We start from the raw sequence: 15533 nt of genomic DNA on the forward strand, positions 1-15533 counted from the left end.
GCCGCCCCGCACGACGCGGTGAATTGATCAAGCCGCGAGCAGTTCGGACAGGCGCTCGGCTGGGGTTTCCCAGCCGAGCGCTCTGCGTGTTCCGTTCAGGCGTGCGGATGTTGGCGCAGCTGCCGGTGGCGGGGCGTGCCCTGGCGCGGGGGCAGAGTCAGGGTGATCTGTCGGACGAGTTGCTGGAAGCACGCCAGGGACGCGAGGGCCGGCAGAGCGGCTCCGGCGATACCGGTGAACGTCCTTTCGGCCTGAGCCACGCACAGCATCATCGCGACGGAGGAAAACACCAGGACGATGAACCACGAGTGGAAAGCCCGGCGCTGGTGCAAGGCGGTACGCAGGATGGAGAGAGAGGCCACCATCCAGGGCCCGTACACGAGCAGAGGCCACCAGGGAATCCCCCCGCTCTTCGTGCCGGACGTGATGTTCTGCAGCGGCGCGTAGGCCACCATGCCGCCGAACACACTGACCATCGCCACGATGACGGCAACGAAGGCGATGATGACGAAACTGCCGGTCTGCAACCAATTGAGCCGGGGTTTCCGGTCTGAAATCTTCCGGTGCCCGGCGGCAGAACGCCGGATGGGCGGCAACTGAGCGGTGATCTGCGCCAGGTTCTCCATCGGGTCGGCGAAGTCGGCTCCGGATGCCGGCTCGCTGCGCGGTGGCGGCGCGTTGGACGCCTGCTCCGCCGGCACAGCCTCCTGCAGGAGATAGGCAAGTTCCTCGACCGGGTCCCAACCCGGTTCGGGGGGTACCAAGGGGGACTTCGAGTGCAGGGAGTCGGCAGGACTGCCATGCCGGCCGGTCCCCGACCCGTAGGGGAACGCGTCGGAATACCATTCACGCCGCGCAAAGGAGGGATCTGCATAGTCGTGATTCATGGAAATCCACCCCGTCACGCGCGGTCCGCGCGCCAGCCCGACTTCCCCTGGCCGTTCCACCGCTGATTGAGTTCGTCCTGGACGGCCTCCAGCAGCGTGAGGAACTCGTGGAGCAGCGGTTCGGTGACCTGGGGTTCGAACCGCGCACCGTCCCCGTACAAGGCGACACGGGGATCCAGAGCCGAGTACGCCGCACCGGGCGTGTAACTGCATTTCCCCAATGTCACATCACCGGCCGCAGGCAGATTATCCGTCCTCGCACTGCGGTGAGGCAAACCATGGGGCCTTGCGTTCGTCATATCTCGCTAACGCCGCTCGCTCTCCTCCGGATGCGCGGCAAATGAGTGACCCTGACGCAGGAAAACGCTGATGAGAGCGTTTTTAATTAATGTCACCAGCGCCTCGGAGTCGTACGCCCGCAGTAATAGTAGTTTTGTGTCCTCAGTAATAGTAGTTTTGTGTCCGCCGTCATCCCGTCAGGCGCCGCTCGTCGAACCGGCTGACCATGGCCGGGGGACCCGTTCTACTGGCACCGCGGGCACCACACCGTGCCGCGGCCTGCCATACGGGACCGACGCAGCAGGCTGCCGCAGCGCGGGCAGGTCGGGGTGGGGTCGTCGCGGTGGCCGGTGAGCCAGGAGTCGCGTGGTGGGACGCAGCCGGCGGTGACCGCGGAGCGCAGGGTGCGGCGCATGTCCGTGTACAGGCGGCGGCGGTCGGCCTCGGTGAGGTCGCTCGTCCGGCTGCTGGGGCGCAGCCTCGCCCGCCACAAGATCTCGTCGGCCAGCAGATTGCCGAGTCCGGCCAGGACGGACTGGTCGGTGAGGGCGGTCTTGACGCTGCCGCGCCGGGAAGAGAGCGCGGCCTCGAACTCCTCGCGGTCCACCGTCATCGCGTCGGGGCCCTGGCGGTCCAGCAGCCGTGCGACCTCGGAGTCGTCGTCGGCCAGCCAGAGGCCCTGGAGCTTGCGCTGGTCGCGGTAGCGGAGCTGACGCTCGCGGCCCAGGGTGAACAGGACGCGGTCGTGGGCTTCGACCGCGTCGTCGGGGCGGCCGCAGACCAGCTGCCCGGTCATGCCGAAGTGCAGCATGAGGGTGGGGCCGCCGGTGCGAGCGAGCAGCCACTTTCCGCGCCGCTCCGGCTCGGTGAAGCGCCGGCCTTCCAGCGCGTCCCGCAGCCGCCGCGGGCTCACGTCATGCAGGACGCCCGCGTCGCGCACCTCGACGCGCTGGATGATCCTGCCCTTCGCGCAGGACTCGAGCACCTTCCGGAATCCCTCGACGTCTGGCAGCTCAGGCATGGGGTACGTCCTCTCCTCACGCGAAGTCCGCGCGCTCGGCGAGCGGGCCGCAGCCCCCCGGAACATCGTGGCTCCTGGGCGGACCGCGGCGCATCACGGCACAGCACGGGTTCCGCACCACGGACGGAATGGCCGTAATCGGTTGCGGGACCTTGACCGGCGCCTGCCCGGGGCGTACCTTCCCCACGCCAGTAACCGGTTACTACCAGAATTCTGCGCGCCCCCGAAGGAGAGGTCCCTTCACGATGAGAACCGCAGGAGACCAGGAAGAACCCACCACGGACAGACGCGGCCGCTCGGAGATGCTGTCCCGCCGGGGCATGCTCAGGGGCGCGGCCGTCACCGCCGGAACGGCGGCACTGGGGCTCGGCGCCCCGCGGGCCGCCCTCGCGGCGGACGCCCCGGGCGGCACGGGCGCCCCGGGCGGCACGGTCAGTGCGACCGCACGCATGGGCGGTACGTCCATCACCATGTCGGTGGTGAACGGGGCGCTCCAGTGGGCCGCCGAGCGCCACGGCAGGACGGTGATCGACACTTCGGCCCTGGGACTCAGGCTGAGCGACGGAACCGTCCTCGGCAGCGAGGTGAGGGTGATCCGGAGCCGACACCGGACCGTCCACGACACCTGGTCGCCGGTGTACGGGCGCAACGCCAAGGTCACCGACCACTACCAGGAGCAGTGCTGGGACCTGCGGGACACGGCCTCCGGTACCCGGTTCGGCGTCCGGATCCGCGCGTACCGGACCGGCGTAGCCCTCCGCTACGTCCTGCCCGGCACGGACACCGCCACCATCGCCGACGAACTGACGACGTTCGTCTTCCCCGACGGCACCACCGTCCACAGCGCCCGCGACGAGGACGCCTACAACCCCGTCGCCCCCGGCTCGATCCCGGTCACCGGCACGTCGAGCACCGACCAGGGCCCGCTGACCGACCTGCCGCTGACCGCCGATCTCTCAGGCGGGCTCATCGCCTGCGTCTGCGAGTCCTCCCGGCTGAACTTCCCCCGCCTGATGCTCAGTTCGGTCCCGGGGCAGCCCAACACTCTCTCGGCCTTCCTCATGGAGCACACTGCCCGCGGCAGCGGCCCGGTCGAGACGACCACCACGGTCACCACCCCGTTCGCCACGCCCTGGCGCGCGGTGGTGATCGGGTCCACGCACGCCGAACTGGTCGACAACGCCGAGCTGGTGCTCAATCTGGCCCCGGCGAACGCCCTGACCGACACCTCGTGGATCAAGCCGGGCAAGGTCTTCCGCTGCGAGCTGTCCACCGCCGCCGGCCTCGCGGGCGTCGACTTCGCCGTGGCCCGCGGCATCGACTACATCGAGTACGACGCCGGCTGGTACGGACCCGAGTTCAGCACCGTCGACGCGACGAAGCCGATCGCCGCCATCGACCTGCCGTCCGTCATCTCGTACGCCACCGGCAAGGGCATCGGCGTCTTCCTCTACGTCAACCGGCTCGCGCTGACCGACGCGGACTCGCTCTTCGGCCTCTACAAGAGCTGGGGCGTCCAGGGCATCAAGCTCGGCTTCATCAACGACGGCACCCAGGCGATGACCAACCAGATCACCGACTGGGCCCGGACGGCCGCCGAGTACCGGCTGCTGATCGACATGCACGACGACGTCCGGCCGTTCGGCTACGAGCGCACATACCCGAACTACGTCAGCCTGGAAGGCGTCCGGGGCAACGAGCAGTTCCCCACCGCCACCCACAACGTCACCCTGCCCTTCGCCCGCAACATCGGCGGCCCGCTCGACTACACCATCTGCTACGGCCAGTCGCGCAACAAGACGACCAACGCCCACCAGATGGCGATGGCCGCCGTGTACTACCAGCCGCTCAACTTCCTGTTCTGGTACGACAAGCCCTCCAAGTACGCCAACCCCGCGAGCTGGCCGGGCCTGCCCTGGTTCAACGCCGTCCCCACGACCTGGGACGAGAGCAGGACCCTGGCCGGATCGATCGGCGAGTACGTGGCGGTCGCCCGCAGGCGCGGCTCCACCTGGTACCTCGGGGCGATGACCAACGAGACGGCCCGGACGTTGTCGATCCCGCTGTCGTTCCTGGACGGCGAGACGTCCTACACGGCGACCGTCTACGCCGACGGCGCCCCGGGCAGCAGCCCGTACCGCACCCCGGTCGTGGTCAGCACCCGGACCGTCACCTCGGCCACCACTCTGAGCGTGACCATGGCCGGCGCGGGTGGCCAGGCGATCGTCCTGGAGCCGGACGTCTCCTGAGCGCGGGGCGCGGAAACCCGTTCCGCGCCCACGGCAACCTTCGTACGTCCGGTGGCGACAGGTGAGAAACCCGGTTCTCCCCATGAAGAGGACGACGTGAGCAAGAGAGCAGCAGCCCCGCGCCACCGGCGGGGCGGAACGGCCGGCCGGCGCCGACGTGTCCTGATCGCCGGGGCGGCCGCCGTACTGGCCGGTGGCGTGGTCGTCGCCGGCGTCCTCGTGTCGGGCTCGGGCTCGGGGTCGGGGTCCGACTCGGTCGCCGGGGCGTCCCCGTCGCCCAGGACGTATGCCTCGCGTCCCTCGCCCACCGCGTCCGCCTCCTCGTCCCCCTCGGCGTCGGCTTCGCCCTCGGTCTCCGCGTCCGCGACGAAGAAGCCGGCGCCGAAGCGGACCCCCACGGCGTCGCCGTCCTCCGCCCCGGTCACCCGCACCGCCCGGTTCGGCGCGTGGCCCACCGCCACCGCCGACCGGCCGGTGAGCTCGACCATCGAGGTCACCGGCAGCTACGACGGCGGACTGAAACGCTTCCACGGCTCCGGGGAGCTGGGCACCGACGGCCAGGGGGAGGACCAGGGGCCGCTGTTCGAACTCGCCGACGGCGCCGTGCTGGAGAACGTCGTCCTCGGTGCGCCGGCCGCCGACGGCGTGCACTGCCTGGGCAGTTGCACGCTGCGGAACGTGTGGTGGGAGGACGTGGGCGAGGACGCCGCCACGTTCAAGGGCAGGTCCGCCGGGGCCACGTACCTGGTCGACGGCGGTGGAGCGCGGAAGGCCGACGACAAGGTCTTCCAGCACAACGGCGCCGGCACGCTGACCATCAGGGGCTTCCAGGTCTCCGACTTCGGCAAGCTGTACCGCTCGTGCGGCAACTGCGACACGCAGTACACGCGCCACGTCGTGATCAGCGACGTACGGGCGAGCAGCCCCGGGAAGGTCCTGGTCGGAATCAACGCCAACTACGGGGACACGGCCGCCCTCTCGGGGGTGACGATCTCGGGCGACGGCGGCAGGGACATCACCGTGTGCGAGCGCTTCCAGGGCAACAGCAGCGGCGCGGAGCCGACCGCGCTGGGCAGCGGCCCGGACGGCACGAACTGCCGCTACAACGCCTCCGCCGTCACCTACCGCTGAGCCGACGCCGGCGGGGTCTCTCCCTCACCCCTGTGATCGGGCGGTTCGAAGCGTCGGCGGTCCTCCTCGTCCCACCCCCGGGTGTCGCGCGGCTGGACGTACGGCTCCGCATCGGCCGGGTGACCGCCCGCGACGGCACGCTGGCGGACCAGCTCCGCGTCGAACTCCAGGCCGAGCAGGATCGCCAGGTTCGTGATCCACAGCCAGACCAGGAAGACGATCACGCCGGCGAGCGTGCCGTAGGTCTTGTTGTACGAGCCGAAGTTCGCCACGTAGAACGCGAATCCGGCGGAGGCGATCATCCAGATCACCAGCGCCAGGAAACTGCCCGGCGTGATCCAGCGGAAGCCGCGGACCCTCGCGTTCGGGGTCGCCCAGTACAGGACCGCGATCATGATCGTGACCAGGACCACCAGCACCGGCCACTTCGCGATCGACCACACCGTCAGCCCCGCGTCACCGACTCCGAGCGCGTTGCCGGCCTCCCGTGCGATGCCGCCGGTGAACACGACGATCAGCGAGATGATCACGGCCATGACCAGCAGCACCAGGGTCACGGCGACCCGGACCGGCAGCACCTTCCACACCGGACGGCCCTCGGGGATGTCGTAGACCGCGTTCGCGCTCCTCATGAACGCCGCGACATAGCCGGACGCCGACCACACCGCGAGCACCAGACCGACGACCGCCATGACCGAGCCGAGCCCGGAGGTGCCCTGCAACTGCCGCACCGCGTCACTCAGCACGTCCCGCGCCGCGCCCGGCGCGAGCTTCTGGATCTGGTCCAGCACCTGCTGCGTCGCCGACCGGCCGACGATCCCCAGCACCGACACCAGCGCCAGCAGCGCCGGGAACAGCGCCAGGATCGCGTAGTACGTCAGCGCCGCGGACCGGTCGGTCAGCTCGTCCTTCTTGAACTCCTTCAGGGTCCCTTTGAGCACCGCTCCCCAGGACCTCCTGGGCAGATCCGTCGGAGTGTCCGGCGCCCGCCGCTCCACCTGTTCGTCCGGCCCGGCCTCCGGTGCCCGCGCGGCCTCGGCCTCCGGCCCGGCCACGACGCGCCCACCGCGCCTGCCGTGTCTTCCATGCCTTCTCATGGTCCGCGTCATGCCGCACGAGTATCCGGCAGAGGTTCAGCTATACCCGCATATGCGACAGATCTTGATAATCCGGGCGTTCTGTCGAAGGGTCGGCTCAGCCCTCAGGGCCCGAAGACCAGCGCCCGGCACGGCCCCAACGCCGGCGCCGGGTCATCGGGGTCCGTCGTGACGGAGCGCCAGCCCCAGGACCGCAGCGCCTGGAGGGTTCCCGTGTCGCCGCGGTCCACCAGCGTGACGCCGAGCACGGCGGGACGGCCGGTGAGTCCGGCGGTACGGTCGGCGAGCAGCCGCCTCTGCAGGCGTCGGGCGAGGTTCCACTCGCGGCCCGGGTCCTGTGTGCGCACCTGGGAGTGGACGACGAGCCCGGAGATCACGAAGAGCCTCCCGGCGGCCGCGAGCCGGAGCAGATCCCGCGGAAGGTATCCGTCCAGACCTCTCCACCAGGGCCCGTCGGCGCGCACGGGGAAGCCGTAGGCGCATCCCGTCAGCACCCCGACCTCCCAGCGACCGGGGATCTCCGCGGCCCCGGCGCTCTCGGCCCCCGCGCTCCCCTGGAGCACGGCGCTCTCCGCCACCAGCAGGGCGAAGCCCGGTCGCCGTACGTCGACGGCGAGCCGGCGCAGGAAGCGGACACGGTCCTGGTTCCACGCCGACGGGTCGCCTCCCGCGGTCTCCGCGTACAGATCACCGAGTTCCCGCCGCAGGTCCTCGACCTGCGACCGGCTCAGCCGGCGGATGCGCTCCCCTTCCAGGGGCGACGGTCCCTGTCTGCGCCTCCGGACGGGCACATTCACGGTCATGGGGCGAGTCCTGCCCCGGGCTCGGCGGGTACCGGCCCGGCGTCGTCGTTCGCCGAGGACGGCACCGCGGGGAAGCGGACGCACGAAGAACCCTCGGCTCTTTCACCGTACTCCCGCCCCCGCACCGCCGGCCGGGACCTCAGCGCCCTCCTCCTCACCGTCGTTCTCGCCCTCACCCTCGTTCCCCCGGCCCCGCGCTCCCGTCCGACCAGGACCCCACCGGGGTACGGTGGACGTACCGGGGGCCGGTGGCGGAGGAGAACGGTGACGTCCATGCACGCAAGGTCCGGCCGACCCGAGGGCGTCGACAGCGGCCCCGAGGTTCGGGACGCCCCGCCCGAGGGCGAGGGACTCGCCGAGGTACGCATCATCGCGGCTGACCCCGACGTCGCCCGGCAGGTCGCTCTCGCCCTGCGCCAGGTGTTCCGCTGCGACGAACCGCGCAGCTACCCCACGGGCCCGGACGGCGGCGGCACCCTGCTCCACCTGACGGTCGACACCGGCCACGGACCGGACATGCCGTCCGACCCCGGGACCTGGCTGGACAGCAGCCGTTCCCAGGCCCGGCGCGCGCACACCGACGAGCCCGGCTGACGGACGGCAACCGCGAGCGCCAGGAGTAGCGTGGGACAAGAAGGCCACCGGAGGCCCTCTTCGGTCCTCCGTGAGCCCCTCGCGCCGACAACCCTCCGACCTCGCCGCCGCTCCTGAGCCGGCTGCCGGAACCGTACAGGCAGGTGAGGCACGATGCCCCGCACCGATCCCCCACCGACGGCAGGCTTCCTGCCGGACGGCATCCACGAGTCCGTACGCCCCGGGACGGCCCTCGTGCGGCTGGAGACGACACACGACCGCCGGGGAGTCCTCGACGGCGCGTGGTGGCCACGCTCCCGCGACGTCACCACCGAGCTGCCCGGGCTGATCACCGCGCTGGCCGAACACCTCGGCCCGGTCACCCGCGTCGGCCTGGACTCCGCCGCCTGGGACGGGCTCCCGACGCGTCTGGTCATCGACGGCCGCGTCGTGCACATCGACGCCTCGTCCGTGGGCGACGACACCGTCCTGATCACGCGAGGCGATCAGGACCTCTTCTCCCTGCTGGTCGTACCGCCGGACAGCCCACCCCGCGCGGCGTGGGCCGCGATGGCGGAGGCGGTCCGTGCCGACAACATCAAGGAGGCCGGGCGGATCCTTCTCGACACCGGCGCCGAGCCTCTCGGGCCCTCAGGGCGTGGGCCCGTCGCGCCGTAGGACGGGAGGTCACGGTGGCGGAGCAATATCTGTCGTGGCGAGGTGAGAATTTACCGCGGGGCGCGATGAGTATTTCCTCGGTCGACAGGCCAAGTGAAATTATTCACCGCGCACGGCCGATCGCGCCGTGCTACTGTCGATATCAGTTGCAGTTGTGGTTCCCAGAAGGTTTTTCCGACGGGGTGATCATTACGGCGACCGGAGTCCGCACACGGCGACTCCGAACCGTCTTCCCGAAGGAGAAAAAAATGGCTACCACTGGCACCGTGAAGTGGTTCAACGCGGAAAAGGGCTTCGGCTTCATCGCGCAGGACGGCGGCGGCCCCGACGTCTTCGCCCACTACTCGAACATCGCCACGCAGGGCTTCCGTGAGCTGCAGGAAGGCCAGAAGGTCTCCTTCGACATCGCTCAGGGCCAGAAGGGCCCGACGGCGGAGAACATCGTTCCCGCCTGACACAAGCGCTGACGCGTACTCCGCAGCTGGGGCCCGCACCTTGGGGTGCGGGCCCCAGCTCGCTGCGTTTTTCAGGGCGCTTTACGGGAGCGCTTCGACTCCATCGTCTCGGCTCGTTCTCGCAATTCTCCGCGCTGCTCACTCCGCTCCGGGAATTCCTTGATACGCGCCGCATCAAGGAAGGTTCCGTATGAACCGTGCACGCACCACTCGCCGTTCCAAACGCTCCGGAGGCCCGGCCGCCGACCGCTCCGGCGCTCCGCGCCGTGCCCAGGGCACCGGACGTCGACAGGCCGCGCCCCAGGGCGAGTTCACGCTGCCGAAGACGGTCACGCCCGCACTGCCCGCCGTCGAGTCGTTCGCCGATCTCGCCCTGCCGGCGCCGTTGCTGGCCGCGCTCGGCCACGAGGGTGTGACCGTCCCGTTCCCGATCCAGGGGGCGACCCTGCCGAACTCCCTGGCCGGCCGTGACGTACTCGGCCGGGGCCGCACCGGCTCGGGCAAGACCCTCGCGTTCGGTCTCGCCGTGCTGACCCGTACGGCGGGCCGCCGCGCCGAACCACGGCAGCCGCTGGCCCTCGTCCTCGTGCCCACCCGCGAGCTCGCCCAGCAGGTCACCGACGCGCTCACCCCCTACGCCCGTTCGCTGAAGCTGCGGCTGGCCACCGTGGTCGGCGGAATGTCGATCGGCCGCCAGGCAAGTGCGCTGCGGGGCGGGGCGGAGGTCGTCGTCGCGACACCGGGACGGCTCAAGGACCTCATCGACCGGGGCGACTGCCGGCTGAACGAGGTCGACGTCACCGTCCTCGACGAGGCCGACCAGATGGCCGACATGGGCTTCATGCCCCAGGTCACCGCCCTGCTCGACCAGGTGCGCCCCGAGGGACAGCGGATGCTCTTCTCGGCCACCCTGGACCGCAACGTCGACCGGCTGGTCCGCCGCTACCTGACCGACCCGGTGGTCCACTCCGTCGACCCGGTGGCGGCTGCGGTCACCACCATGGAGCACCACGTCCTCCACGTGCACGAGGCCGACAAGCACCGGACGACCACCGAGATCGCGGCGCGGGACAGCCGCGTGATCATGTTCCTGGACACCAAGCACGCGGTGGACCGGCTGACCAGGCACCTGCTCAGCAGCGGCGTCCGCGCCGCCGCCCTGCACGGCGGCAAGTCCCAGCCGCAGCGCACGCGCACCCTTGCCCAGTTCAAGAACGGGCAGGTGACGGCGCTGGTGGCGACCAATGTCGCCGCGCGCGGGATCCACGTCGACAACCTCGACCTCGTCGTCAACGTGGATCCGCCCAGCGACCCCAAGGACTACCTGCACCGCGGCGGTCGTACGGCCCGCGCCGGCGAGTCCGGCAGGGTCGTCACCCTCGTGACCCCCGACCAGCGCCGCGGCATGAGCCGGCTGATGGCCGCGGCCGGCATCACCGCGCGGATCACCCCGGTACGGTCGGGTGAGGCGGAGCTGAGCCGCATCACCGGCGCCCAGGCCCCTTCCGGTGTCCCCGTCGTCATCACGGCGCCGGTCGCAGAACGTCCGCGCCGGGCCGCGTCCTCGGCGTCGTCCGGTGGCCGCCGGGGCCGGTCCGGGCAGGGCAAATCCGCCCAGAACCGCACCGCTCAGAACCGCACCGCTCAGGGCCGGTCCGCCGGCACGGCGCCGCGCCGTGGGACACAGCGGCGGTCCACTCTCGGTCCGGCGGTCTAGATGCGGCGACTCCCGGCGGATCCCGCCCCCGTGCCCGTGGGCGACGACACCGAGCCGTCCGCGCCGCGGGTCAGTGACGACATGACCGTCGAGGTGGCCCTGTCCGTCATGGCGGGCGCCCGGGTCGACCACCTGCTCCTCTGCGACGGGGACGACCAGTGCACGGGTCTGGTCACGCGGGCCCGGCTGACCGTCCTCCGCGACAGCTCCACGTACACGGACCGCATCCGTCTGCGGGACGTCCCCGGCGGAGCGCTCCCGTCCCCCCGTCCGGCGCCCGCCCCGGCGCCATCCGTTCCCCTTCGCTCTCTGTGAGGCACCATGCGCTGCGTCATCGCCCGGTACCCGTTCGATCTGACCAAGGAGGGCGTGCTGGCCTCCATGAAGGGCGTCACGCCCGAGCTCATCACGGGTGAGTCCGTGACCATCGGCCGCCGCCGCTACCCCGTGAAGCAGGTGGGCGAGGTCATCACCCGGCAGGACCGCCGTGACTTCAGCAGCGGCGAGGTCGTCCGGGCCATGACCCGGCTCGGATTCACCTGCCACAGCCACCCCGAGCCCCCGCCCGCGGGTGTCCTCACTCCCCTCCAGACGGCATCGGACCTGCTCGGCAGGACCGACGCGCGGCCCTTCCCCGGGGTGTGAGGACGGGCGGGAAACCGCCGTCACCGACGCGATGGTGTTGAATTTCCGGTGGGGCCCTGGTGCAGGACCGAATCGGGGCCCCTCGACGCGCCGCGCAACGAGGTGACATGACAGCAGACAGTCCGCTCAACGGTCGACTGGACGACGACGACTACCCCGCGTACACCATGGGCCGGGCGGCGGAGATGCTCGGCACCACACCCGGCTTCCTCCGCGCCATCGGTGAGGCCCGCCTGATCACCCCGCTGCGTTCGGAGGGCGGCCACCGCCGGTACTCCCGCTACCAGCTGCGGATCGCCGCTCGCGCCCGCGAACTAGTCGACCAGGGCACCCCGATCGAAGCCGCCTGCCGCATCGTCATCCTCGAGGACCAGCTCGAGGAGGCCCAGCGCATCAACGCCGAATACCGCCGCGCCGCCGAGGAAGCGGCCGACGGCTCCTCTCCCGGTTCCAGCTGATCGCCGGGCACGGGCCTGCGTGCCGTACGGGGCGTGCGGGGCCGTTCCGATCCGGGTCACCCTGCCGTCGGCTCACCACGGCTCCCCCGACAGCACCTCCTGTTCCGCCCAGATCGTCTTCCCCGTGGTCGTGGGCCGTGTCCCCCATCGCAGGCTCAGTTGGGCGACGAGGAGCAGGCCGCGGCCGCCCTCGTCGTAGATGCGGGCGCGGCGCATGTGGGGAGCGGTGTTGCTGGCGTCGGAAACCTCGCAGATGAGGGTTCTGTCGTGGATGAGGCGGAGTTGGACCGGTGGGGCGGCGTGCCGGATGGCGTTGGTGACCAGTTCGCTGACGATCAGCTCCGTGACGAACGCGGTGTCGGTCAGGCCCCAGGTCTCCAGGCGGTCGGCGACGTTCTTGCGGGTGTCGGCGACGGCGGCGGGGTCGGGGGCGACGTCCCAGGTGGCGACCCGAGAGGCGTCCAGGGCCCGGGTGCGGGCGAGGAGGAGGGCCACGTCGTCGGCGGGGCGGTGCGGGAGGACGGCGCCGAGGACCGTGTCGCAGAGGACGTCCAGGGAGGCCGCGGGGGTGGTGAGGGCCCGGCACAGGCGGGAGACGCCGGCGTCGACGTCGTTGTCGCGGGATTCGATCAGGCCGTCGGTGTAGAGGGCGAGCAGGCTGCCCTCGGGCAGCTCGATCTCGGCCGCCTCGAAGGGGAGACCGCCCAGGCCCAGCGGGGGTCCCGCCGGGAGGGGAAGGAGGTCGACGGTGGTTCCGTCCGGGCTCACCACCACCGGGAGGGGATGGCCGGCGCGGGCGAGGGCGCAGTGGCGGGAGACGGGGTCGTACACGGCGTAGAGGCAGGTGGCTCCGACATCGCCCGCGGATTCCCCGTCGCCGGGGTGCCGGTCCGGGCCCTCCGCCTCGGTAGCCAGGCGGCCCACCAGGTCGTCGAGGTGGGTGAGCAGTTCGTCGGGGGGAAGGTCGATGTCGGCGAGGGTGCGGACGGCCGTACGCAGGCGTCCCATGGCCGCGGAGGCGTGGATGCCGTGGCCGACGACGTCGCCGACGACCAGCGCCACCCTGGCCCCGGACAGCGGGATCACGTCGAACCAGTCGCCGCCCACCCCCGCCCGGGCGCCGGCCGGGAGGTAGCGGGAGGCGACCTCCACGGCGGCCTGCTCGGGCAGCCGCTGCGGCAGCAGGCTGCGCTGCAGGGTGACCGCCGTGCCGCGCTCGCGGGTGTAGCGGCGGGCGTTGTCGATGCAGACGGCCGCCCGGGCGGCCAGTTCCTCGGCCAGGACCAGGTCGTCCTGCTGGAACGGGTCGGGGTGCCGGTGCCGGGCGAAGACGGCGACGCCGAGGGTGGTGCCGCGTGCGGACAGAGGAACGGCCATCACGGAGTGGAAGCCGAAGTCACGGATGCGGGCGGTCCGCAGCGGATCGTCGGCCACCCAGTCGGCGATCGCGGAGTCGGTCACCTGCCGGCGCACGGCGCGTCCCGAGCGGAGGGCCTCGAACGGCGGGGAGCCCTCCGGGTACTCGTCCACCTCGCCCAGGGCGAGGACCGCCTCGGGCACCCCGGGCAGCACGGACTGGTGGGCGACGCGCCGCAGCATCAGGGATCCGCCGGCCGCGGGCTCCTCCTGGCCGTCCTCGAACGAGGTCAGCAGGTCGACGCTGATGAAGTCGGCGAGCGCCGGTACGGCCACGTCCGCCAGGTCCTGCGCCGTACGCGTCACGTCGAGGGTGCTGCCGATCCGCCGGCCGGCCTCGGCGATCAGCTGCAGGCGCCCGCGGGCCCAGTGCTGCTCCGTGATGTCGTGGGCGGTGAGACAGACGCCGTGGGTGCGGCCGCCGGAGTCCCGCAGCGGTGCCAGGAAGACCGACCAGGCGTGCTCACGGTTCTCACCGGCGGCGCGCAGGAAGTTCTCGCGGTACTGCGGCTCACCGGTCTCCAGCGCCCGGAGCATGTCCTGCTCCGCCAGTTCACCCGCCTCGTTGTCCACGATCTCCGGCACGCGCAGCCCGCGCATCTCGGCCTCGGTGAGGGCCACGGACCGCTCCATGGCCGCGTTGGCCCGCCGCAGCCGCAGCCCGGTGTCGTACAGCGCCAGCGCACAGCTCGGGGACTGGGCGAAGCTCCAGCTCACCAGGCTCTCGTCGGCCGGGCGGCCCTCCCGCCCGGTCAGCGGGGAGAGCACCAGCCACGCACCGGCGCCGTGCTCCGGCGTCCGGTGGTGGGCCAGCACACGGGCCTCGACACGATGGCCGTCCCGATGCCTGAGGGCGAGCGTTCCGTGCCACCTCGGCAGCTGGGCGAAGGGCGGGAGGTCCGCTGCCGCGGGCTCCTCGGCGAGCAGGGTGGCCGCCGGCCGGCCCAGGATCTGCGCCGCCGTGTGTCCCAGCAGGTGTTCGGCGCCGTCGTTCCATCCGGTCACGGTGCCGTGTTCGTCGACGCTGGCGCGCGCGGTGAGCGCCTCACCGACGACGTCCCGGGCGGAGCTCGGGCCCTGGACCGCTGTCTGCTCTTCGCCGATTCGCCGGTCCATCGCCGCTCATCTCGCTCTCGTAGAGCTGTCCGCTGCGTTGGCGTGCCTGGGGTGTTGAGGCGTGCCTGATTTCTTCACTTCCAGTCCAGTCTTACTCCTTTTGGGGTGATCACGTAGTTCACCGATCAGCCCAGTGCCACCTGCGCCGCGCCCCGGCCCCGCCGATGCTGAGGGCCATGGACACGACGACGTCGGAAGCAGGAGGCCGGAATGGGGCGTCTCAGTGAGCGGGTCGCGATCGTCACCGGTGGGGCCAGGGGGATCGGGGCGGCGGTGGCGCGGCTGCTCGCGGCCGAGGGGGCCGCCGTGGTGGTCGCCGACGTCCTCGAGGCCGAGGGGGCCCGCCTGGTGGCGGAGCTCGGCGGCCGGTCCCGCTTCGTACCGCTCGACGTCACCGGTGAGGACGGGTGGGAGCGGGCCGTGGCGGAGACGGAACGGGAGCTGGGGCCGGTCTCGGTGCTGGTGAACAACGCCGGGGTCGTCGAGTGGGCGCCGATGGAGGAACAGAGCCTCGAGTCGTTCCGGCGGGTGATCGACGTCAATCTCCAGGGCCCGTGGCTGGGCATGCGCGCGGTGGCGCCGTCGCTGCGCCGGGCCGGCGGCGGGGTGATCGTGAACATGTCCTCCCTCGCCGGGCTGATCGGGTACGCCGGCGTCGGAGCGTACGTGGCCGGCAAGTGGGGGCTGCGCGGGCTGACGAAGGCCGCCGCGCTGGAGCTGGCTCCCGACGGGGTCCGCGTCTGCTCCGTCCACCCGGGTGCCGTCCGCACCGTGATGACGGCCGGCTTCGACGACTCGTTCGTCTCCGGGCAGCCCCTCCCCCGGTTCGGTGAGCCCGAGGAGGTCGCCCGCATGGTGCTCTTCCTCGTCACCGACGCCACCTTCTCGACCGGCAGCGAGTTCGTCCTGGACGGCGGTGTCCTCGCCGGCCCGCCCGCGCTTCTCAGCTCCGACCGCTGACCCGGCCGGCCGCGGCGGTGCGGGCCGATCCCTGAGAGGCCGATCGCT

16 protein-coding genes are annotated in these 15533 nt (G+C 71.5%); 10 read left to right on the top strand and 6 right to left on the bottom strand.

From position 1 onward, the window contains the following. Positions 1-95: 95 nt before the first annotated feature. The 3 genes from IE263_RS01210 to IE263_RS01220 all read right to left on the bottom strand — a co-directional run bounded on the left by IE263_RS01210 (position 96) and on the right by IE263_RS01220 (position 2187). Positions 96-887 (bottom strand): DUF2637 domain-containing protein, encoded by a 792-nt coding sequence (locus tag IE263_RS01210; protein ID WP_189931233.1) that lies wholly within the window; start codon positions 885-887, stop codon positions 96-98. A gap of 14 nt (positions 888-901) precedes the next feature. Then, positions 902-1048 carry a hypothetical protein gene (locus IE263_RS01215; protein ID WP_189931236.1) on the bottom strand — a complete coding sequence of 49 codons (147 nt, stop codon included), beginning with the start codon at positions 1046-1048 and terminating at the stop codon, positions 902-904. Between the two features lie 362 nt (positions 1049-1410). Beyond that, on the bottom strand, positions 1411-2187 hold the full coding sequence (locus tag IE263_RS01220) for an Fpg/Nei family DNA glycosylase (RefSeq protein ID WP_189931238.1): 777 nt from the start codon (positions 2185-2187) through the stop codon (positions 1411-1413). A 245-nt stretch (positions 2188-2432) separates the two neighbouring features. Here IE263_RS01220 and IE263_RS01225 point away from each other — a divergent pair, with 245 nt between their 5' ends. Then, positions 2433-4436, top strand: coding sequence for a glycoside hydrolase family 97 protein (locus tag IE263_RS01225; RefSeq protein WP_189931240.1), 2004 nt, complete (start codon positions 2433-2435; stop codon positions 4434-4436). A gap of 219 nt (positions 4437-4655) precedes the next feature. After that, positions 4656-5567: a pectate lyase gene (locus IE263_RS01230; RefSeq protein ID WP_189931983.1), complete on the top strand. Its 912-nt coding sequence runs from the start codon at positions 4656-4658 to the stop codon at positions 5565-5567. Here IE263_RS01230 and IE263_RS01235 read toward each other — a convergent pair. Beyond that, positions 5558-6676: a YihY/virulence factor BrkB family protein gene (locus IE263_RS01235; protein ID WP_189931242.1), complete on the bottom strand. Its 1119-nt coding sequence runs from the start codon at positions 6674-6676 to the stop codon at positions 5558-5560. The genes IE263_RS01230 and IE263_RS01235 overlap by 10 nt on opposite strands. A gap of 92 nt (positions 6677-6768) precedes the next feature. Beyond that, entirely contained in the window at positions 6769-7467 is a 699-nt protein-coding gene (locus tag IE263_RS01240; protein ID WP_189931244.1) for a hypothetical protein, read from the bottom strand. A 273-nt stretch (positions 7468-7740) separates the two neighbouring features. Between IE263_RS01240 and IE263_RS01245 the strand changes: the two genes are divergently transcribed. From IE263_RS01245 to IE263_RS01275, 7 genes are all read left to right on the top strand, one after another. Further along, entirely contained in the window at positions 7741-8061 is a 321-nt protein-coding gene (locus tag IE263_RS01245) for a hypothetical protein (RefSeq protein ID WP_229910739.1), read from the top strand. Positions 8062-8214: 153 nt separating this feature from the next. After that, positions 8215-8718 carry a DUF5994 family protein gene (locus IE263_RS01250; RefSeq protein WP_189931246.1) on the top strand — a complete coding sequence of 168 codons (504 nt, stop codon included), beginning with the start codon at positions 8215-8217 and terminating at the stop codon, positions 8716-8718. Positions 8719-8966: 248 nt separating this feature from the next. Next, positions 8967-9173 carry a cold-shock protein gene (locus IE263_RS01255; protein WP_189931249.1) on the top strand — a complete coding sequence of 69 codons (207 nt, stop codon included), beginning with the start codon at positions 8967-8969 and terminating at the stop codon, positions 9171-9173. A 190-nt stretch (positions 9174-9363) separates the two neighbouring features. Further along, on the top strand, positions 9364-10890 hold the full coding sequence (locus tag IE263_RS01260; RefSeq protein ID WP_189931251.1) for a DEAD/DEAH box helicase: 1527 nt from the start codon (positions 9364-9366) through the stop codon (positions 10888-10890). After that, positions 10891-11205: a CBS domain-containing protein gene (locus IE263_RS01265; RefSeq protein WP_189931253.1), complete on the top strand. Its 315-nt coding sequence runs from the start codon at positions 10891-10893 to the stop codon at positions 11203-11205. A 6-nt stretch (positions 11206-11211) separates the two neighbouring features. Next, complete coding sequence (locus IE263_RS01270; protein ID WP_189931255.1) at positions 11212-11535, top strand: SCO5918 family protein; 324 nt, start codon at positions 11212-11214, stop codon at positions 11533-11535. A 107-nt stretch (positions 11536-11642) separates the two neighbouring features. Then, positions 11643-11993 carry a helix-turn-helix domain-containing protein gene (locus IE263_RS01275; protein ID WP_189931257.1) on the top strand — a complete coding sequence of 117 codons (351 nt, stop codon included), beginning with the start codon at positions 11643-11645 and terminating at the stop codon, positions 11991-11993. Between the two features lie 72 nt (positions 11994-12065). Here IE263_RS01275 and IE263_RS01280 read toward each other — a convergent pair whose 3' ends face one another. Further along, entirely contained in the window at positions 12066-14525 is a 2460-nt protein-coding gene (locus IE263_RS01280; RefSeq protein ID WP_189931259.1) for a SpoIIE family protein phosphatase, read from the bottom strand. A 210-nt stretch (positions 14526-14735) separates the two neighbouring features. Here IE263_RS01280 and IE263_RS01285 point away from each other — a divergent pair, with 210 nt between their 5' ends. Beyond that, positions 14736-15485 carry an SDR family oxidoreductase gene (locus IE263_RS01285; protein ID WP_189931261.1) on the top strand — a complete coding sequence of 250 codons (750 nt, stop codon included), beginning with the start codon at positions 14736-14738 and terminating at the stop codon, positions 15483-15485. The last annotated feature ends 48 nt before the right edge of the window (positions 15486-15533 follow it).

It is taken from the genome of Streptomyces aurantiogriseus, from assembly GCF_014649375.1.
In the GTDB taxonomy this organism is placed as follows: domain Bacteria; phylum Actinomycetota; class Actinomycetes; order Streptomycetales; family Streptomycetaceae; genus Streptomyces; species Streptomyces aurantiogriseus.